Below are 18,069 nucleotides of genomic sequence, written 5' to 3' on the forward strand. Positions count from 1 at the left end.
GCTATTTCTCCTCTTTTCTTTCTCTAAAAATCTTAGCGCTTCGTTTATAGACTGTATCTTTGACATCTAAACGGTGGTTGACCAAACGGGCCGCCACAAAAAAGTAATCTGACAAGCGATTAATATAAATCAGTCCAACCTCGTTAACTGTTTCATCTGCTTCAATCACAGCGACCATTCTTCTCTCTAAGCGCCGTGTCATAGTACGAGCTACATGAAAGAGACTCGCAATTCGATGTCCACCAGGAATAATGAAACGATCAATTTTTTCAGGAATGTGCATATAAGCATCCATTTTTTCTTCTAGGAAGGTAATATCGGATTCTTTTTGCTTATATGGTCTTAATTCTCTAGGAGTGGCAAGGTCGCTTCCACAATCGAACAAGTGTTGTTGAATCTCTTCACATTCCTCTCTGATATCATCCAACTCCTTGTATTCCTTCATTTCAGATACTAGGTAGCCAACTTGAGAGCACAATTCATCCATGGTCCCGTATGCTTCCACACGAATATGTGTTTTGGACACACGATCACCGCCATATAGACGGGTAAACCCTTTATCCCCATACTTTGTGTAAATTCTCATTAAAGCTCTTCTCCGTTCATAATCTGGTAAATCTTCTTCATATCGACAGAATCACGAATGACTGCTGCGAGTTTATCATATTGTAGATCTTTAAATTCTTTCAGATCCATGACTTGATCCGTTACGGGTTCCAAGCCTTTTTCAATTCGAATTTGGTTCAAATAATCGCGAGTCCATTGAGAGTTATCAAAGACTCCATGGAGATAGGTCCCTTGAATTCGTTTGTCTGGTGAAACAGCTCCATCATATCTGCTTGTTTCCTCACCATTTTGAAGAATAATACGAGAAAATGGTGTCAAGCTATCTGATATCTCTGTTTCCCCCATATGGATTTCGTAACCTTCCAGAATTTGACCTTCGTGTTCTGCCTGGACCTGGGTTGTCCGTTTTGTTCCCTGCATCTGCGTTGCGATATCCAGAAGCCCTAGCCCTTCAATTTCATCCAATTCAGACTCGACATGATTAGGATCAGAAATCGTCTTGCCTAATAACTGGAACCCTCCACAAATGCCAAAAATGCGAATACCTCGATCAGCACACTGCTGAATTTTCTCGACAATCCCTGCATTTTGTAAGACTTGCATATCTTCAATCGTATTCTTACTTCCAGGCAAAATCAGGAGATCAGGATTCCCAATCTCATCACCTGGCATGACATAACGGACCGAAACGTCCGGTTGAATTTCCAAACTATGAAAATCGGTGAAGTTAGAGATCCGTTTCAAGGTAATAATAGCCACATCAAGATCTTTTTCCTGATTAAAGGTACGTCCCTTATTACCTAAAGCTACACTATCTTCGCTATCAATGTCAATGTCTGCATATGGGACAACTCCCAATACCGGTACTTGAGTGAGCTCTTCAATCATATCAATACCTGATTGAAGCAGGGCTACATCCCCCCTAAATTTGTTGATCAAAACCCCTTTGATGCGCTTACGATCTTCTTCTGGCATTAGTTCAATTGTCCCATAAATAGAGGCAAAAACTCCTCCTTTGTCAATATCCGCTACTAAAATGACAGGCGCATCGACCAAACGCGCCATTCCCATGTTGACGATATCCCGTTCGTTTAAGTTGATTTCTGCTGGACTACCCGCACCTTCTAGGATAATGGCATCGTATTCCTGGTCTAATTCTTGGTAAACTTCTTTGATTTTAGGCAGTAACTCCTGCTTAAATTCATGATAATCCACCGCATCCATATCTTTAAGGACTTTGCCCATAAAAACAACTTGGGATTTACGATCCGAAGTTGGTTTCAGTAGGACAGGATTCATGCGAACATCTGGATCGATCCCTGCGGCTTCTGCTTGCACGACCTGAGCTCTCCCCATCTCAAATCCTTTTTTGGTGATAAAAGAATTTAAAGCCATATTTTGGGATTTAAAGGGAACAACCGTGTAACCATCTTGTTTTAAAATACGACACAAACCTGCGGCAATTAAACTTTTACCTGCATCGGAAGCCGTCCCCTGAATCATTAACGATTTTGCCATAAATATCCTTCTTTCAACTGATCGAATAGAATCTCTTCATTTTCAACTAAAGGCGTTTGGATGGCCTGATGGAGTTTGACAATCCATGGGACCGAAAGACCAGCATCTAGTAGAATCTCTTCTTGTTGAAATACTTCGTATTTTGTCCCTTGGGTCATGATTTTTCCTTTTTTGATCAGGTAGGCATAGTCACAACAGTCATACATGAGATCCATGTCATGGCTTGTCACAATAATGCTCGTCCCATTGGAGACTAGTTTTTTCATAATCATCGCCATTTGATCTCGTCCTTTCGGATCAAGACCAGCTGTCGGCTCATCTAAGAGCAAAAAGCGCGGTTTGAGGGCCAACATTCCCGCAATAGCAACTTTCTTCTTTTGACCATAACTTAAGTATTGTACCGGACGGTCCTGCAACTCTTTGATATCCATTAACTCAATAGCTTCTTGCACTCGTTTATCGCATTCCTCTTTCGAATACCCTAAATTCTCCAAAGCCATTCCGATATCATCTTTTGCAATGGTATAAAATAGTTGTTGTTCCGGATTTTGAAACACCATATTGACTTCTTGTCGATAAGCAAATAAATCTTTCTTTTTGTCTTGAATGAGCTGCTGATCCAAATAAACACTCCCTTCTTGGGGTTTAAGCAGTTTGGTCATCACCTTCATCAACGTAGATTTCCCTGAACCATTGGTACCAATGATCCCGGTAATTTTACCTTCCATGAACTCCATATTCACATGGTCTAAGGCTTTTAAATCATCAAACAAAACCGTAATATTCTCTAATTTCAACATATTTTTATTCCTCCTCATCGAGTTCTTTAGCTTGCGCAAATTTCAAAGTTAAGACATCATTTAAGCGCTGGTTATCCGCTAATAATTTAACAAACAAGGTATTGGCTAATCTTCCCCAGCCAAGATAAGATTTTTTCTTATTAACAAATGAAAATTTCAAATCTAAGGTATCTCGAATGGTTAAAAATTCGATTAATACTAAAAAGATAAAACGATACATCAGTACGATTAATTCCATTAGGATATCCGGCAAATGAAGTCTTTTACAGAGTTTCATCATTTGGTTAAAAGGAATGGTTAAAGCCATAAAATAGGTTGAAATTAAAGAACAATAAATTCTCATAACAATTGGTCCAACTTGTTTGGCAGAAGAATGAAAAACTCCTAAATAGCCATGACTTCCAACTGGTATCGCCATTAAAAATTGATGACTATTTTCACCGTAACTAATAACAAAAGTAGCCATACTTAATAAAATGAAAATAGAAGGATAACGAAACCAACTCAAGTATTTTAAAACTGGAAGTTTAGCAATATAACAAGTTAAGGGAATCATAATAACAATTAACAGTATTTGTAAGGGAAGAAAACCAGAAAATGAAATTACCATTAATATAATAAATAGAATGAATTTATTTAATTCTGGAACATCAGTCCATCGATTATTATAAGCGTAGCGATCAATTACAAACATAGTTTCCTCCCATACAAATGCTAAATGAAATATTTATTTATCTTGATGCTTCTTCCCTCTCTGGTAGCCGATGACATAGAAGATAATCCCTGCACCGATACTACCTTGTAGGGTAAAGAGTAAGCTCTCTACTTCTGATCCTGGTGGTTCAAACAATGGTGAAAACCAAGGTTTATAGTCCTTTTGAATAGTCGAAATAGCATTTTCTGCGGCATCATCCGTACCACTATATTCTACTCCTTTAGGAGCAAATAAGAAAGCACCGACAATAATCACAACAATAGCTGCTAACAACAAAAGATTCTTATGCTTTTTCATAGGAATAGACCCTCTCTTTCACTAGCATTTTCTGAAATCAAGTTATAGAAGATTACTGTAAGTAGTCCTTCTACAATCGCAATTGGAATTTGTGTAACGAGAAAGACTCCCAAGAACTTAATGGTAGAACCGAATACTCCTGTAGTTGGATCTGGGAAAACCAAGCCAAGTTGAAGGGAAGTTGTTGCATAAGTTGCCAAGTCGGCAATCATCGCACACAAGAAGAGTGAAACTGGTTTAGATAGTTTCAAAGAACGGCTGAATCTGTAAACTGCAAATCCAACAAATGGACCAACTACAGCCATTGAGAAGGCATTAGCCCCAAGTGTTGTCAAACCACCGTGGGCTAAAAGAAGAGCTTGGAACAACAAACAAATGGTTCCTAACACACTAATAACAGATGGCCCAAACATAGCAGTTCCCAAACCTACACCAGTTGGGTGAGAGCTAGATCCAGTTACGGAAGGGATTTTCAATGAAGATAAGATAAAGATGAAGGCACCTGACAAGGCCAACATAGTTTTTGAATTTGGATCTTTTGAAACAATCTTCTTAATCTTGATCAAACCGAAGATGAAGAATGGTAAAAATAGTAAGAACCAAACGATACACCATACCAATGGGAGATAGCCTTCCATAATGTGCATAGCAGAAACAGGTTGAGGTCTAAAGATGAATAGCAATACTAATAAAGCAATTGCTAGCATTTTTTTACTTTTTTTCATAATTGCACTCCTTTTTTATTATCCTAATGGATGTTTCTTAACCAATAGGGTTGTAAAATAAAATCTAGAACAGTAATAGAGAAATAGAGGAGGAAAACCAGACATCATATATTAAATAGGATTTCCTCCTACACCAGCTTTATTTATCTTGATGCTTCTTCCCTCTCTGGTAGCCGATGACATAGAAGATAATCCCTGCACCGATACTACCTTGTAGGGTAAAGAGTAAGCTCTCTACTTCTGATCCTGGTGGTTCAAACAATGGTGAAAACCAAGGTTTATAGTCCTTTTGAATAGTCGAAATAGCATTTTCTGCGGCATCATCCGTACCACTATATTCTACTCCTTTAGGAGCAAATAAGAAAGCACCGACAATAATCACAACAATAGCTGCTAACAACAAAAGATTCTTATGCTTTTTCATAGGAATAGACCCTCTCTTTCACTAGCATTTTCTGAAATCAAGTTATAGAAGATTACTGTAAGTAGTCCTTCTACAATCGCAATTGGAATTTGCGTAATGAGAAAGACTCCCAAGAATTTAAAGGTTGACCCTACAAATCCAGTGGTTGGATCCGGGAAGACCAATCCAAGTTGAAGGGAAGTTGTTGCATAAGTTGCCAAGTCAGCAATCATCGCACACAAGAAGAGTGAGACTGGTTTAGATAGTTTCAAAGAACGGCTGAATCTGTAAACTGCAAATCCAACAAATGGACCAACTACAGCCATTGAAAAGGCATTGGCACCAAGTGTTGTCAAACCACCGTGGGCTAAAAGAAGAGCTTGGAACAACAAACAAATGGTTCCTAAGACACTAATAACAGATGGCCCAAACATAGCAGTTCCCAAACCTACACCAGTTGGGTGAGAGCTAGATCCAGTTACGGAAGGGATTTTCAATGAAGATAAGATAAAGATGAAGGCACCTGACAAGGCCAACATAGTTTTTGAATTTGGATCTTTTGAAACAATCTTCTTAATCTTGATCAAACCGAAGATGAAGAATGGTAAAAATAGTAAGAACCAAACGATACACCATACCAATGGGAGATAGCCTTCCATAATGTGCATAGCAGAAACAGGTTGAGGTCTAAAGATGAATAGCAATACTAATAAAGCAATTGCTAGCATTTTTTTACTTTTTTTCATAATTGCACTCCTTTTTCTTTACCCTAATGGATGTTTCTTAACCAATAGGGTTGTAAAATAATCTAATTTGTCATCAACAGTTAATTCTGATACTCCGTACAGAATCTTTTGCTTCTCAGTAGAAGCATGACTCACTAAAAATGTTTTTTCAATCAAGTTGTGTTTTTCCAATAAAGGAAGAACGACATCCAAGTGTCTAGCTACCTTCATAATGACGACAGTATCATGAATCGCCAAAGCTTGGTCAATCTTATCAGCATCTGCTGTAGCTGGTACCACTGCAAAGGACTCCTCATCCATGGTTAAAGGTTGGCCTAAGACAGAAGCCATACTACCAAATGAGGTAATTCCAGGAATTGTTTGGGTATCGATGCTATCTCCAATTAATCTCAAAAGGTAACTATAGGTACTATAGACCATCGGATCCCCTAAAGTGATAAAGCCAACATTCTTCCCAGCTTTTACATCTTCTACAATTTCAGCAGCAATTTGTTCCCATTGAGGTTCTTTCTTTTCTAATGAACGAACCATTGGAAAGTGGCGTTGTTTAATCTCTAGATGATCACTGACATAGGGACTCGCAATCGTCAATGCCACACTCTTGGAACCGCGTTTGGCTTCAGGAGTGTACAAAATATCCAATGTTTGCAGAATATTTTTGGCTTTAACGGTTACGAGTTCACTGTCTCCTGGACCAATACCAATACCGTAAAATGTTGCCATTTTAGACCTCCTATTGAATAATTTTTTCTAAGTGTTGAACATAGAGTTCTTGAACACTTGGGTATTCCCCAAGTCCAATCAAGTGTGTCTCTACTTGATAGCCTTTTTCTGTGAAAAAGTGTTTCCATGAACCTTCTTCATCCGAACACAAATCATTTGTTGCATGATCTCCTGCAACCAACATAAATGGAGCAAGATGTACTTTTTTAACGCCTTTAGCTTCCAGCCTTTTTTCAAGGTCCTCTACTGGTGGATAAGATTCCACACACCCGATATAAACAGGTGTTTTCATCAGCATGTGGTCTAATGCAGCATAAGCCGTAAAGGCATAGTGCTGACTACCATGTCCCATAAGGATGGTTGCTTCGTCTGCATCATTATTATTGTATTCTTTTACAAGGATATTTGCAACATTTTCATAATCTTTTTCACTAAAAAGAAGAGGTTTCCCAATTTTTAAAATGTCAAACTCATGTTTCAATTGGTTGGCTTGATGAAGGACTTTTTCATACTCACTTCCTAGAATAACATGAAGCGGTTGAATGTATACTTCCTTTACACCATCCTTTTTCAATTGTTCCAAAAGTTGATTAACTGTTGGAACTGTGATTCCTTCATTTTCCTTAATTCTCTTAATGACAACATTCGAAGTGAAGGCACGATGCACTTGAAAATCAGGGAATCGTTTTTGAATAGCCTCTTCACAGGCTTGAATGGTTTTCTTACGTGTTTCAGGATAGGTCGTCCCGAAACTAACAACTATAATCGCTTTACTCATTTTCACTTTCCCTTCTAAAAAAAGTTTGGCAAGCTTTACAAACAGATTTTAAGGTCTTCTCTTCTGATTCAATCAAGTGATGATAGCCTGCTTTTTCCAAGACAGATCTGGTATTGTCTCCCATAATGATAATAGGTTTCTCTCTCCAATTCTCTTGAGATTTTTCGGCCATCAAAACAAAGTGGTAGGCCGCAGCAGAATTTGGTAAACAAACAAGCTGAATATCCTCTGAATGATAGGCAAACGATTCACTTTCAAAATCTACTGAATGAGTTGAGTAGATCGGGAAGTCAAAAACTTCTACTACTGCTTTTTCCTTAATATCTGAAGTGAGGACGATCCAGTTTCCTTCTTGATCAGCCATTCGTTTCACAAAATATTCTTCTGCAAAATCGTTGATCTGATCATACAAACGAATACCTGATTCTTTGATGGCCTTAATCGTGTGATGACCACTAGCGACAATCTTTAAATGACTGAGACTACGAATATCTAACTCTTTATCTTGCAAATAAGCAACAAAGAATTTCCAAGAGCTAGGATCAGTGATCAATACCCCATCAATGCTAGAGAGTTCAGGTAGTGACAATTCTTTTGCAAGCAATTTACTTGGAGACTGAAAAGCGTAAACTGTCGCCCCAGCATCCTTCAACAGTTTTGGAAGTTTAGCATTTGGCGTTTCTTGAACTAAAACTGTTCGGCCGAACAAAGGAAGTTTTTCATAGTAGTTTAATTCTTCGCGGAAAGCAACGACGTCACCAATAACAATTAAACTCGGCGCTTTCATTTGATGTTGTTCAACCAGCCCAACAATGGTTTCTAACTTACCATCGATAGAACGTTGTTGGGGGTGGGTGGCCCATTCAATAATAGCGACAGGAGTATCCTTATCATAGCCACGTACCATCAATTCTTCACAGATAGTCTGTAAGTTTTTCATTCCCATTAGAAAGACTAGGGTACCCTTTAGATGGGAAATAGCGTCCCAGTTTAGTGCTTCACTGGCATCTTGTAAATGCCCAGTGAAGACATGAAAGCTAGTTGCGATATTTCTAAAAGTCATGGGAATGCCGGCATAAGCAAGGCCAGCAATCGCAGAGGTGATTCCAGGAACTACTTCAAATGGAACTCCTTCCTGGATGAGAGTTTGTGCTTCTTCTCCTCCCCTACCAAAGATATAGGGGTCGCCACTTTTTAGGCGAACAACTTTTTTCCCTGCTTTGGCTTTTTCAACTAGGACTTCCTCAATTTCTTCTTGTGAGACACAGGGTTGATTAGGAATCTTACCAACATAGATCTTTTCACAATTTGCATTTGTGTAAGTTAGAAGCATAGGATTCACTAAGCGGTCATAGATGAGAACATCCGCCTCTTCTAGTCTCCGTGCTCCCTTAATAGAGATTAATTCTTCATCCCCTGGACCCGCACCTACTAAACTAACAAAGCCACTCATCCATTCACCTCTTTCTTTAAATGAGTTTCCAATTCCTCAATAGTTGACACTACTTTAGGATAGTTGACAATAGGCCGTGAAATAATCACACAATCAATCCCTAGTTCTTGGCAACCTTCAATCTTTTCTCGAATCCCACCAATATTTCCACTTTCTTTAGAAACAAATACTTCTGCTTTCGAGCGTGCTAATAATTCTTTATTGCATTCTTTAGAGAAAGGAGCTTTGATGGCATCAATTTGATCCGGAACAAGTCCTAACTCTTCACAGCCCTTAAGGACTTCTGAAGTCGGAAGAACTCGGACTACAATGCGAGAGTCAGGTAAACCATGTACGAATAAGGGCAAAGTTTTACTTCCTGTCCCTAAATAGACAGTTTTGTACTGCTTCTCTTTCATGTATTCAATGGCTTCTTCTGTCGAATGAACAACCGTTGCTCCAGATAAATCATTTGTAGCTTGTCTTTCAAAGCGCACATAAGGAATTCCAGCCTGATTTGCTGCTTTCATCGCTTCTTGAGAGACAATATCCGCAAAGGGATGGGAAGCATCAATAATTTCATCAACGTCATTCTCTTTGATGAAAGCAACCATTTGGTCAGCTGTCATTCTTCCTTGGACCACGTCCTGCCCAAATTTAGAAGCTAAATGGCGGCCATAATCCGACACAACAGAGGTAGTCACCGGGATATTCTGTTGCGAGAGGAATTCAAGAATCTCTGTACTTTCAGCTGTTCCACCGAAAAGTAGTTTTATCATAGTGTATATCCTCGAGGTGTGATCATGCGTCCATTTTTCACATAAGTCTCTTTGTTTCCAACAATGACAATTGTGGTCATGTCTACAAGAGTTTCATCCAAGTCTTCAATCGTAGTAAGCACAATTTGTTCTTCCTTACGTCCGATATCCTTACCGATACCGACAATCGTATCTTTGGCTTTGTATTCAGACATAATTTCAAGCGCTCTTGCTAAGTGCTCTGGACGACCTTTACTTCTTGGATTGTACAGACAAACAACAAAGTCACCTTGTGCTGCTGCATGAAGACGTTTTTCAATCATTTCCCATGGAGTCATCAAGTCACTAAGGGAAATATGACAGAAGTCGTTCATAAGAGGTGCTCCCATCACTGCAGCTGCTCCAAGGCTTGCTGTAATTCCTGGTACAACCTTCACTTCAAGCGTATCGTTTTCTTCTAATAACTCGAGGATCAAACCAGCCATCCCATAGACACCGGCATCCCCACTCGAAACGACCCCAACATTTTTTCCAGTTTCGTGAGCTAGGTCAATAGCTTTTTGACAGCGTTCAATCTCATGACGCATCCCAGTCGCAACCATTTCTTTATCTTTTACAAGATCTTTGATCAAACGCATGTAGGTAGAATACCCTACAATAATTTCACAATCCTTGATTGCTTCCAATGCCTCTTGAGACATCAATTCTTCTTTACCTGGGCCAAGTCCAATAACGTATAACATATGTATTTCTCCTTAAATTTAATATTTAATAATTGTTAACTAATTTACCAAGTGCAAATGTTGCACCATTTTGTGCGAACCGTTGGGTCAGCACATTTCCTTTACTTGCAAGGTCTGCACTAGCAAGCGCTACACTACCAACCCCAACAGTCTTCTTGACAAATTCCGATTGCGGATATTTATCCGCCACCACTAACAACTCCTCTTTAGAGTATGTGTGGAAAGGACAGTCAAGGTGTTGGGCTAATTCTAGTATTGCCTGTTCATTTTTCTTGACATCAATACTAGCAATTTTTGCGATTTCTGAACCGGAGATTCCCTCTAGTTCACAAAAGGCACGAAAAGATTCCATAAATGTGGAAGGTGGAAGATCCTTCTTTGCTCCAACTCCTAAAACATAGGGTTTTGGATGAATCAGGGCTACCACTTCTTCGTCAACCTCAACTGCTTGAGAGGTCAACCAAATAAATGGGCTCTTAGAAGCAAGGACTTCCTGAATCTGATTTTCTTCAATCACTGTTAGACCTCTCAGGTCAGACACCCAAGGCTTTTCTTGATAAAAATAGACACAGTCCTTATTTGCTAGATAAGAATTAAATACTTTCACTAAGTGGCGCAATTCTTCCCGCCACCCATTTACTTCTTTCGCAATATTATCCAAGGCTACAACATTTTGTGTATCTGTTGCAGTCGTGATCACTGGATTTGAATCTAATAATTCAGCAATTTTAAGTGTAACCTGATTGGCCCCACCCAAGTGACCACTCAATAAACTAATCACATGATTGGCTTTTTCATCCATCACGATTACAGCAGGATCTGTTGTTTTGTCTTTAATAACGGGAGCAATGCCTCTGACAACCGCACCAATCGCCATGATACAAATCAAGACATCCACTTCTTGGAATACCGTCCGAAGTCCTTCAATGACACGTCCTTCAATCGGTACCGTTCGAGAGTCAGCGATTTTCACAGTGGTATAGACCGGACAATCAATCCCAAGTTTTTCCTTGAGCTCTAATCCGAGATTTTTTGCGTTGTTAGTAACCGCCACAATGGCGTAACGAGGGGAATCATTTAGCATGCGAACTCAATCCTTTACGGAATTCATGGTGGAAATCTTTGTGATAGAGCTTAGAGTAGTAAAATTCTTCACCCAAGAAATCTCCAACTAAAATCAAGGCAGTTTTTCTAATTTTAGCTTCTTTGACCTTCTCAGCAATGGTCTCCAATGTCCCAAAGACCTTGCGTTCATCTGGCCAAGTTGCCTTATAGATTACTGCGACAGGTGTTTCTATTGGATAGCCACCCTCAACCAATTCAGCCACCACTTTTTCAATCCCCTGTACAGATAAGAAAATGGCCATAGAAGTTCTGTGCTGAGCATAGCTTCGAAGGGATTCTCGTTCAGGAACAGGGGTCCGTCCGGCCATGCGAGTGATAATCACACTTTGAGAGACTTCAGGGACCGTATATTCTGTTCCAATACTTGAGGCAGCTCCTAGGAAAGAGCTCACCCCAGGAATACAGTCAAACTCAATTCCTCTCTTCTTCATCTCTTCTGTTTGCTCACGAATAGAACCATAGATAGAGAAATCACCTGTTTGTAAGCGAACGACGTCTTTTCCAGCTTTCACTGCTTCTTCCATGACATCGATAATTTCCATCAAATGCATAGACGCGCTATCATGAATCTCCGCACCTTTTTTACAATATTGAAGAAGATCAGGATTCACGAGAGAGCCCGCATAAATGACCACATCCGCTTTGGATAATTTTCGATAACCTTTTAGGGTAATGAGCTCCACATCACCAGGTCCTGCGCCTACAAAATGTACAATTGACATACCTTTATTTCCTTTCTGGTTTCACAGCTGAAACAATAATGGTAGGGTTTTGCTGTTTGAAATAATGCCCTTTTCCTAGGGCAGACCATCTGCTCGCTTGAATGGATACAACATCTAAGTCTTGCCATTCCATCTCTTCAGCAAGTTGAATCGCTTCCATAGCATTTTCCAAGAGGATAAAGTTTAACACAAAGCGCCCTCCCGGAACTAACAGATGTTCACACCACTCAAAGATTTCTGCCATGTTGCCACCGGTTCCACCGACAAATATCGCATCGAATTGACCTTCTAGCTCAACAGGAGCTTTGCCTTTTATCAGAGTAATATTCTGACAGCCAAAGTAGTCAATATTCTCCTGTGTCAAGGCAACAGCATCTTCATTTTGTTCAATTGCAACGACTTCCAAATTTGGAAAGGAAACAGCTGCTTGAATCGTTACACTGCCCGTACCAGAGCCAACATCCAACATTCTCTTAGCTTTATGTAAGTCTAGTTTATCAATACTGATTGCTCTGACTTCTTCTTTAGTCATTGGGACCTTTGCTCTAATAAATGCCGAATCCTTCATTTAGTATCACCACCACATTCATTTCATATTGACGATCAATCACTTGGTCCTCTGCTAAAATTTCAATTTTTTCATCTTCATAGCTAAGATTTTCACCAATGATTAAGACTTTTTTCAATCCCCGTTTCATCACTTCTTGCGCTATTTCATAGGGACCAATTTTCTTATCCGTCACCATAAATACCTTGGGTAGAGAAAGCAAGAAATCAAAATCAGGAATTTTTGCATGGCTACTTGTTAAGTAGGCATCATTCATAGGGAGAAAGACTCTGCTCGCGAGATACTGGAAGGAAGAAATCCCTGGCTGAACCACCACGCGCCCTTTAAATTTCTCAGACAACCATTTTCCCAAACCATAGATTAGGGGATCGCCCGATGCTAGATAAAGAATGCTTGCATCTTCTGGATAAGACTCGATTAATTGAGCCAACTCCGCAAGTTTCTTTGGAGGTACAACCCCTTTTTCTTGATAGGCAGCTGGAAGGATTTCTAAATGTCGCTCACTTCCAAGAATATAGTCTGCCTTCTGATAAATCTCTTCACTTCCCAAAAGTCCATAGGAAGGGGCTCCTGGCCCTATTCCAATTACATAGATCACGTCCATTCCTCCGCTATTTCTTCTAATGTTTGGGTTGAAGCTAGATAGCCAGCTTCTGTCCCAAAGGTTACTACATCAATGCTGACTTCCGGCTTCCGATTCCGCAGCAACCGCTCCGAACGGAATTTCATCTTGTCCACCAGCACTTGATAAACTTCTTCGTAGTGATACTCCTCAATTAAAGTTCCAGCCGCATCTGTTGTAATACACTGATCCACTTTCTCAAGAAGTTCAACTGGAGCCCCTAGCAAGGCTAGATTAGCCATAATGATTTCCATTCGCGCATCTGAATCTTTGCTATGAGTTGAGAAAATCCCACCAGCCACTTTGACAAATTTACCCATATGGCCAACCATCAGGACTCGAGTAAAGCCAATCCGCTGGACTTCTTTAAGGACATGCCCTACAAAGTTACTCATGTTCACAATTCGATGAGGTGGAATTCCCAGCACATTGGTCGCAAAGTCCTCACCATAATTTCCGGGAGCTAACACAACCGATCGATAGCCTTGATTGTACAACATGGTTAATTCAATCGTAATGGACGCCTTCCAACTCTCCTCTGACATGGGATTGACAATTCCTGTCGTCCCCAAAATAGAGATTCCTCCTACAATTCCTAAGCGTGAATTATAGGTTAACTTGGCTGTTTCTTCTCCACCCGGTACCGAAATAATAATTTTGGCTCCGCAGTTTGGACCCAGTAATTGTCGGGCTGTTTTTTCAATCATAGCCCGAGGAGTTGGGTTAATGGCTGCCATTCCAACATCGCATTTCAGCCCTTTTTGCGTGACGCGACCAACACCTTCTCCTCCATCGATCTCAATGTCATTTGAATCTGGTAAGAGAGTCACTGTCGAATAAATCAGGAGTCCGTGCGTCGCATCTGCATCATCACCACCATCTTTTTCGACAGCGGCACTAGCAGTCAGTTCACCAAAAGAAGGATCTTTGATATCCATCGTTACTTCGACTCCATTCGCCGTAGAAACTGTAACTTTTTCTTCGATATCTTGATTCAAAATCATGCTAATCGCTGCGGCTGTAGCAGCTGTCGCACAAGTTCCAGTAGTGAACCCTTTTCTTAGTTTTTTTCCATTGACATATGCGTAATCATCCATATAGTTCCATTTCCTTCACGACTTAATTATTTGGGACTACGAAGCGTTGGTAATCATCCATTTCTTGTTTGTATTGGTACAGAATGGCATTGACCACTGCTGCTGCAATCGTACTTCCACCCTTACTTCCCAATGCAACAATAGAAGGAATTGGGCTATCATGAAGCTTCTGTTTTGATTCAGCTGCACCGACAAAGCCAACCGGAACACCAATAACAGCATCAGGAACTAGTGTTCCTTCTTCTACCATATCCAAGACTTTAAAGATAGAAGTTGGAGCGTTTCCGAATACAAACAATTTAGGACCCAATTCATTGGCCGCATGTTCTACCGCTGCCATAGAACGAGTGATCCCTTTTGCCTTAGCTTCTTCAAAGATTGCTGGTTCATTTACCAAACATCTGTAGGCCACCCCTAGTTCATCCAAGATTCTTTTATTAAATCCACCTAGAACCATGGTCGTATCTGTAAAAATGGTTCCCTTATTTTTGATAACATCTAGAATATGGTCGATAGCATCATTTGAAAATTTGATATTGTAGAGGTAATCAAAATCTGCACTCGCAAAAACAACTCGTTTCCAAACTGCTTCATGAAATGGATTATCAAAAACAATATCTGGATGTTCCTGATCAATGATTTCTTGAATCTTTTTAAAGCTAGCTTCTTCAATCTGATTTGATACTTTTATATAACTCATGAATACCTTATCCTTTTTTATCATTTAAAGCTGTTGAATAACGAACATAGTCTTCTGTTACGATCGTTTGCATTTGATAGATAATCGCATTAATAATAGCCACGACAAGGGTACTTCCCCCTTTACGTCCTTCATTGACCATGACAGGCAAGTCAGTCGCTAATAAAGCTTCCTTAGACTCTAAGACATTGATAAATCCAACGGGCACACCGATAATCGCGTCTACCTCAACTTTTTTCTCTTTGATCAAATCAAGGAGATGGAACAAAGCAGTCGGAGCACCACCAAAAGCAAATACTTTAGGTCCTTCGATCTCTGTTGCTTTTTCAATAGCAGCCATTGCTCGAGTAATGTTTTTTTCCTTAGCAAGCTGGATGACATCTTCATCATTAATCAAGCAACGGTAGGAAACGCCCATTTGGTCCAACACCCGTTTATTGATCCCATTTAAGGAAATGCTAGAATCCACAATGATGGTCCCTTTATTTTGAATCACATCAACGATTCGTTCATTAACATGATTGATAAATTTCATGGTATAGAGATAGTCAAAATCACCCGTGGTATGAATGGCGCGTTTAATAATCGCCTCTTCCATGTCTTCATGGAATTCATAGCCAGGATGATCCTGGTCGATCACCGATTGAATGATCTGAAAACTTTTTTCCTCAATGGAGGACGGGTTTTTAATATAGGACATACATACTCCTCTTTTAATAAATTACAAAAACAAAATAAATTATTGACAAAACGAAAGTTGAAACCGTCGTTGTCATATAAAGCATAGAAATAGAGGTTAAAATATCCTCTGCTTCTACATTTCTCATTGAGTCTCCAATGGTTGGTTTTGAAATCAACTCGCCATGATAAACATGAGCTCCCCCTAATTGAATTCCTAAGGCTCCTGCAACAACAGATTCAGGGAAAGCACTATTCGGACTCGCATGTTGGTAGCGATCTCTCCAGCCAATTTTTATGGCATTTCTAAAATCTAATTGCAAAATCCGAGCACTTGCCAACATAAAGAACCAGGTGAAACGAGCAGGAATGAGATTGACTAAATCATCCATTTTAGCTGAAACAAATCCAATCTTGCGATATTTGGCTGTTTTATAGCCTACCATTGAATCTAGCGTATTAATAGCCTTGTAGCCCATTGCTAGAACTGGACCACCAAGAAATAGACAGAATAAGGGACCAATTACGCCATCACTAGCATTTTCTGCTACCGTTTCAATGGTCGCATTACAAATTTCAGGAATAGAAAGTTGATCTGTTTCTCTCCCAACAATCATGCCAACCTGATATCTAGCCTTTTCAATGGAACCAGACTGAATAGCTTTGTAGACCTTAAGAGCTTCAAAAGCAAGAGAACGAGTCGCCAAACAAGTGTAAGCTAGATAAATCCAAATCCCCCAATAGAGAATAGGGTGCAACTGACTAGCGCCCCACAAGATTCCATAAGTGAGGGAAACAGTTAAGGCGGCAGTGGAGAACCACAGAAAGAATCCAAACAGAAAAGGAAATTTTGTTTTTAGGTTCTCTAGTTTCAAACAAGCATAAATAAAATTTCCAATCAGCTTAACTGGGTGGGGCCAAGAATAAGGATCTCCGATTAACCAATCCAGAAGAAGAGCGATAAAAATTGCAATAACTATCATTTCTTAGACTCCAAGATATAATCAATCCAACTCATAAGGAGTTGTTCCTTTTGATAAAAATGAACATGGAGGTAACTTGCAAAAGTTTTCCCTTTCTGGTAGCCCCCTGTCCAATTGGAAACTACTTCTCCATCTCTTTCTTTTCTGAGTTCTAAAACTGTTTTTTCAGAAGTATTAAAGATGGAATGATGGAACTCATGACCTCGAACTTCCGTACCAGACGGACCAAATAAAGATTCTTCATCGGTAGTTGCAAAACAGTAACCAAACCGTTTTAGACCATTGGTCATCACACTCGTGCCATCAAATATCCCAACCATTTCATAAGACTGATCTTCGATCTCAAGATTCTTTCCAAGATACATCAAGCCTCCACATTCAGCATAGATGGGGATTCCTTTTTGATGAGCTTCTAGAACGGATTCTCTAAAGTAGCGATTGTCAGATAATTCTTTTGCAAACAACTCCGGATATCCCCCACCAAAATAATAGGCATCAGCTTCCGGTAAGCGTTCATCTTTTAAGGGACTAAATGGAATGAGCTCGACATTAGCACTTCTTAACAAATCCAGATTGTCTTCGTAATAAAAATGAAAGGCGTCATCCAGTGCATAAGCAATGGTTAACGGAGTAGAATTCTCAAGTTTGAATGGAGAAGAAAGTTCAATTGACTCTCTATCAACCTTCTCCAATAGACGCTCAAACTGAATGGTTTTTTTAGCCTGCTCTCCAAGAATAGCAAACTTTTCTTCAAGATCATCCATCTCCACATCCGGAATCAATCCCAAATGCCTAGAAGGCAGTTCAACTTGAACATTCTTTGGAAAATAACCCAGGACTTCTATATCAGTGTAGCGCTCAATCGCCCCCTTAATCAGCTGATAATGGGTTTCCGAAGCCACACGATTGACAATGACACCAACAATATTTACCGCTGGATCAAATGAAGAAAAGCCATGGACAATTGCTGCCGCTGAAGTCGAGGTTGATTTCCCATCAATAATTAAAACAACAGGTAGATTCAGCTGTTTGGCAACAGATGCAGAAGAGGCACAATCTTTATCCGTCCCTAATCCATCATAGAGTCCCATGACCCCTTCTACCACTGCGACATCCGCATTTTGATGCCAACGATAATAAGACCACTTCAAATAATCTGTATCGGGAATTAAAAAATTATCTAGATTACGAGATGAGTTCTTCGTAATACGACTATGGTAAGAAGTATCAATATAATCAGGGCCAATTTTATACGGCTGAACATTGTACCCCATATCTGTTAAAGCTCTTAATACAGCCAGTGTTACGGTAGTTTTTCCAACACCACTAGATACACCAGCTAACATAAACTGCTTCATCCTAAAAACCC

General features: G+C 39.8%; 22 protein-coding genes. All 22 read right to left on the reverse strand.

Annotated elements, in window-relative coordinates:
* Position 1: 1 nt before the first annotated feature.
* On the reverse strand, positions 2–586 hold the full coding sequence (locus tag QM968_RS01690; protein ID WP_049474854.1) for a cob(I)yrinic acid a,c-diamide adenosyltransferase: 585 nt from the start codon (positions 584–586) through the stop codon (positions 2–4).
* Complete coding sequence (locus QM968_RS01695) at positions 586–2,085, reverse strand: cobyric acid synthase (RefSeq protein ID WP_049474853.1); 1,500 nt, start codon at positions 2,083–2,085, stop codon at positions 586–588. The genes QM968_RS01690 and QM968_RS01695 overlap by 1 nt, the downstream gene beginning before the upstream one ends.
* Entirely contained in the window at positions 2,070–2,885 is an 816-nt protein-coding gene (locus QM968_RS01700) for an energy-coupling factor ABC transporter ATP-binding protein (RefSeq protein ID WP_155169105.1), read from the reverse strand. The genes QM968_RS01695 and QM968_RS01700 overlap by 16 nt, the downstream gene beginning before the upstream one ends.
* Positions 2,886–2,889: 4 nt before the next feature.
* Positions 2,890–3,579, reverse strand: coding sequence for a CbiQ family ECF transporter T component (locus tag QM968_RS01705; protein ID WP_049472703.1), 690 nt, complete (start codon positions 3,577–3,579; stop codon positions 2,890–2,892).
* Positions 3,580–3,612: 33 nt separating this feature from the next.
* Entirely contained in the window at positions 3,613–3,897 is a 285-nt protein-coding gene (locus QM968_RS01710; protein ID WP_049472704.1) for an energy-coupling factor ABC transporter substrate-binding protein, read from the reverse strand.
* The gene (locus QM968_RS01715; protein ID WP_414363127.1) at positions 3,894–4,622 is read right to left on the reverse strand and encodes an energy-coupling factor ABC transporter permease; all 729 of its coding nucleotides are present in this window, start codon (positions 4,620–4,622) and stop codon (positions 3,894–3,896) included. The genes QM968_RS01710 and QM968_RS01715 overlap by 4 nt, the downstream gene beginning before the upstream one ends.
* 139 nt (positions 4,623–4,761) lie before the next feature.
* The gene (locus QM968_RS01720; RefSeq protein WP_049472704.1) at positions 4,762–5,046 is read right to left on the reverse strand and encodes an energy-coupling factor ABC transporter substrate-binding protein; all 285 of its coding nucleotides are present in this window, start codon (positions 5,044–5,046) and stop codon (positions 4,762–4,764) included.
* Positions 5,043–5,771, reverse strand: a complete 729-nt coding sequence (locus tag QM968_RS01725; protein WP_414363125.1) for an energy-coupling factor ABC transporter permease — start codon at positions 5,769–5,771, stop codon at positions 5,043–5,045. Before QM968_RS01725 ends, QM968_RS01720 begins: the two co-directional genes overlap by 4 nt.
* Positions 5,772–5,789: 18 nt before the next feature.
* Positions 5,790–6,494: a cobalt-factor II C(20)-methyltransferase gene (locus QM968_RS01730; RefSeq protein ID WP_155199519.1), complete on the reverse strand. Its 705-nt coding sequence runs from the start codon at positions 6,492–6,494 to the stop codon at positions 5,790–5,792.
* Between the two features lie 10 nt (positions 6,495–6,504).
* Positions 6,505–7,272, reverse strand: coding sequence for a sirohydrochlorin cobaltochelatase (locus tag QM968_RS01735; protein ID WP_155199518.1), 768 nt, complete (start codon positions 7,270–7,272; stop codon positions 6,505–6,507).
* Positions 7,265–8,725: a uroporphyrinogen-III C-methyltransferase gene (cobA, locus tag QM968_RS01740; RefSeq protein WP_414381733.1), complete on the reverse strand. Its 1,461-nt coding sequence runs from the start codon at positions 8,723–8,725 to the stop codon at positions 7,265–7,267. Before cobA ends, QM968_RS01735 begins: the two co-directional genes overlap by 8 nt.
* Positions 8,722–9,483: a precorrin-6A reductase gene (gene cobK, locus QM968_RS01745; RefSeq protein ID WP_414381736.1), complete on the reverse strand. Its 762-nt coding sequence runs from the start codon at positions 9,481–9,483 to the stop codon at positions 8,722–8,724. The genes cobA and cobK overlap by 4 nt, the downstream gene beginning before the upstream one ends.
* The gene (cobJ, locus tag QM968_RS01750; protein ID WP_009730873.1) at positions 9,480–10,205 is read right to left on the reverse strand and encodes a precorrin-3B C(17)-methyltransferase; all 726 of its coding nucleotides are present in this window, start codon (positions 10,203–10,205) and stop codon (positions 9,480–9,482) included. The genes cobK and cobJ overlap by 4 nt, the downstream gene beginning before the upstream one ends.
* A 25-nt stretch (positions 10,206–10,230) precedes the next feature.
* The gene (locus tag QM968_RS01755; protein ID WP_414381738.1) at positions 10,231–11,289 is read right to left on the reverse strand and encodes a cobalt-precorrin 5A hydrolase; all 1,059 of its coding nucleotides are present in this window, start codon (positions 11,287–11,289) and stop codon (positions 10,231–10,233) included.
* Positions 11,279–12,052 (reverse strand): cobalt-precorrin-4 methyltransferase, encoded by a 774-nt coding sequence (locus tag QM968_RS01760; protein WP_414381741.1) that lies wholly within the window; start codon positions 12,050–12,052, stop codon positions 11,279–11,281. The genes QM968_RS01755 and QM968_RS01760 overlap by 11 nt, the downstream gene beginning before the upstream one ends.
* A gap of 4 nt (positions 12,053–12,056) precedes the next feature.
* Entirely contained in the window at positions 12,057–12,620 is a 564-nt protein-coding gene (locus QM968_RS01765; RefSeq protein WP_009730870.1) for a decarboxylating cobalt-precorrin-6B (C(15))-methyltransferase, read from the reverse strand.
* A complete protein-coding gene (locus tag QM968_RS01770; protein WP_414381744.1) occupies positions 12,598–13,224 on the reverse strand; it encodes a cobalt-precorrin-7 (C(5))-methyltransferase in 627 nt (208 codons plus the stop codon). Before QM968_RS01770 ends, QM968_RS01765 begins: the two co-directional genes overlap by 23 nt.
* Entirely contained in the window at positions 13,215–14,339 is a 1,125-nt protein-coding gene (cbiD, locus tag QM968_RS01775) for a cobalt-precorrin-5B (C(1))-methyltransferase CbiD (protein ID WP_023023496.1), read from the reverse strand. Before cbiD ends, QM968_RS01770 begins: the two co-directional genes overlap by 10 nt.
* A 22-nt stretch (positions 14,340–14,361) precedes the next feature.
* Positions 14,362–15,039, reverse strand: a complete 678-nt coding sequence (locus QM968_RS01780; RefSeq protein ID WP_009730867.1) for a cobalt-precorrin-8 methylmutase — start codon at positions 15,037–15,039, stop codon at positions 14,362–14,364.
* Between the two features lie 7 nt (positions 15,040–15,046).
* On the reverse strand, positions 15,047–15,739 hold the full coding sequence (locus QM968_RS01785) for a cobalt-precorrin-8 methylmutase (protein WP_009730866.1): 693 nt from the start codon (positions 15,737–15,739) through the stop codon (positions 15,047–15,049).
* Positions 15,740–15,752: 13 nt separating this feature from the next.
* Positions 15,753–16,700 carry an adenosylcobinamide-phosphate synthase CbiB gene (gene cbiB / locus QM968_RS01790; RefSeq protein ID WP_414381748.1) on the reverse strand — a complete coding sequence of 316 codons (948 nt, stop codon included), beginning with the start codon at positions 16,698–16,700 and terminating at the stop codon, positions 15,753–15,755.
* Complete coding sequence (locus tag QM968_RS01795) at positions 16,697–18,058, reverse strand: cobyrinate a,c-diamide synthase (protein WP_414381750.1); 1,362 nt, start codon at positions 18,056–18,058, stop codon at positions 16,697–16,699. Before QM968_RS01795 ends, cbiB begins: the two co-directional genes overlap by 4 nt.
* Positions 18,059–18,069 lie beyond the last annotated feature (11 nt).

The sequence above is a fragment of the Streptococcus sp. OMI870 genome, from assembly GCF_047460295.1.
In the GTDB taxonomy this organism is placed as follows: Bacteria; Bacillota; Bacilli; order Lactobacillales; family Streptococcaceae; genus Streptococcus.

Excerpts from the sequence above, each read along its gene's own strand:
- QM968_RS01780 (WP_009730867.1), bottom strand. The coding sequence starts at position 15,039 with ATGAGTTATATAAAAGTATCAAATCAGATTGAAGAAGCTAGCTTTAAA.
- cobK (WP_414381736.1), bottom strand. The coding sequence starts at position 9,483 with ATGATAAAACTACTTTTCGGTGGAACAGCTGAAAGTACAGAGATTCTT.
- QM968_RS01755 (WP_414381738.1), bottom strand. The coding sequence starts at position 11,289 with ATGCTAAATGATTCCCCTCGTTACGCCATTGTGGCGGTTACTAACAAC.
- cbiD (WP_023023496.1), bottom strand. The coding sequence starts at position 14,339 with ATGGATGATTACGCATATGTCAATGGAAAAAAACTAAGAAAAGGGTTC.
- QM968_RS01770 (WP_414381744.1), bottom strand. The coding sequence starts at position 13,224 with ATGGACGTGATCTATGTAATTGGAATAGGGCCAGGAGCCCCTTCCTAT.
- QM968_RS01720 (WP_049472704.1), bottom strand. The coding sequence starts at position 5,046 with ATGAAAAAGCATAAGAATCTTTTGTTGTTAGCAGCTATTGTTGTGATT.
- QM968_RS01695 (WP_049474853.1), bottom strand. The coding sequence starts at position 2,085 with ATGGCAAAATCGTTAATGATTCAGGGGACGGCTTCCGATGCAGGTAAA.
- QM968_RS01730 (WP_155199519.1), bottom strand. The coding sequence starts at position 6,494 with ATGGCAACATTTTACGGTATTGGTATTGGTCCAGGAGACAGTGAACTC.
- QM968_RS01715 (WP_414363127.1), bottom strand. The coding sequence starts at position 4,622 with ATGAAAAAAAGTAAAAAAATGCTAGCAATTGCTTTATTAGTATTGCTA.
- QM968_RS01760 (WP_414381741.1), bottom strand. The coding sequence starts at position 12,052 with ATGTCAATTGTACATTTTGTAGGCGCAGGACCTGGTGATGTGGAGCTC.
- cbiB (WP_414381748.1), bottom strand. The coding sequence starts at position 16,700 with ATGATAGTTATTGCAATTTTTATCGCTCTTCTTCTGGATTGGTTAATC.
- QM968_RS01705 (WP_049472703.1), bottom strand. The coding sequence starts at position 3,579 with ATGTTTGTAATTGATCGCTACGCTTATAATAATCGATGGACTGATGTT.
- QM968_RS01765 (WP_009730870.1), bottom strand. The coding sequence starts at position 12,620 with ATGAAGGATTCGGCATTTATTAGAGCAAAGGTCCCAATGACTAAAGAA.
- cobA (WP_414381733.1), bottom strand. The coding sequence starts at position 8,725 with ATGAGTGGCTTTGTTAGTTTAGTAGGTGCGGGTCCAGGGGATGAAGAA.
- QM968_RS01735 (WP_155199518.1), bottom strand. The coding sequence starts at position 7,272 with ATGAGTAAAGCGATTATAGTTGTTAGTTTCGGGACGACCTATCCTGAA.
- cobJ (WP_009730873.1), bottom strand. The coding sequence starts at position 10,205 with ATGTTATACGTTATTGGACTTGGCCCAGGTAAAGAAGAATTGATGTCT.
- QM968_RS01785 (WP_009730866.1), bottom strand. The coding sequence starts at position 15,739 with ATGTCCTATATTAAAAACCCGTCCTCCATTGAGGAAAAAAGTTTTCAG.
- QM968_RS01725 (WP_414363125.1), bottom strand. The coding sequence starts at position 5,771 with ATGAAAAAAAGTAAAAAAATGCTAGCAATTGCTTTATTAGTATTGCTA.
- QM968_RS01795 (WP_414381750.1), bottom strand. The coding sequence starts at position 18,058 with ATGAAGCAGTTTATGTTAGCTGGTGTATCTAGTGGTGTTGGAAAAACT.
- QM968_RS01710 (WP_049472704.1), bottom strand. The coding sequence starts at position 3,897 with ATGAAAAAGCATAAGAATCTTTTGTTGTTAGCAGCTATTGTTGTGATT.
- QM968_RS01700 (WP_155169105.1), bottom strand. The coding sequence starts at position 2,885 with ATGTTGAAATTAGAGAATATTACGGTTTTGTTTGATGATTTAAAAGCC.
- QM968_RS01690 (WP_049474854.1), bottom strand. The coding sequence starts at position 586 with ATGAGAATTTACACAAAGTATGGGGATAAAGGGTTTACCCGTCTATAT.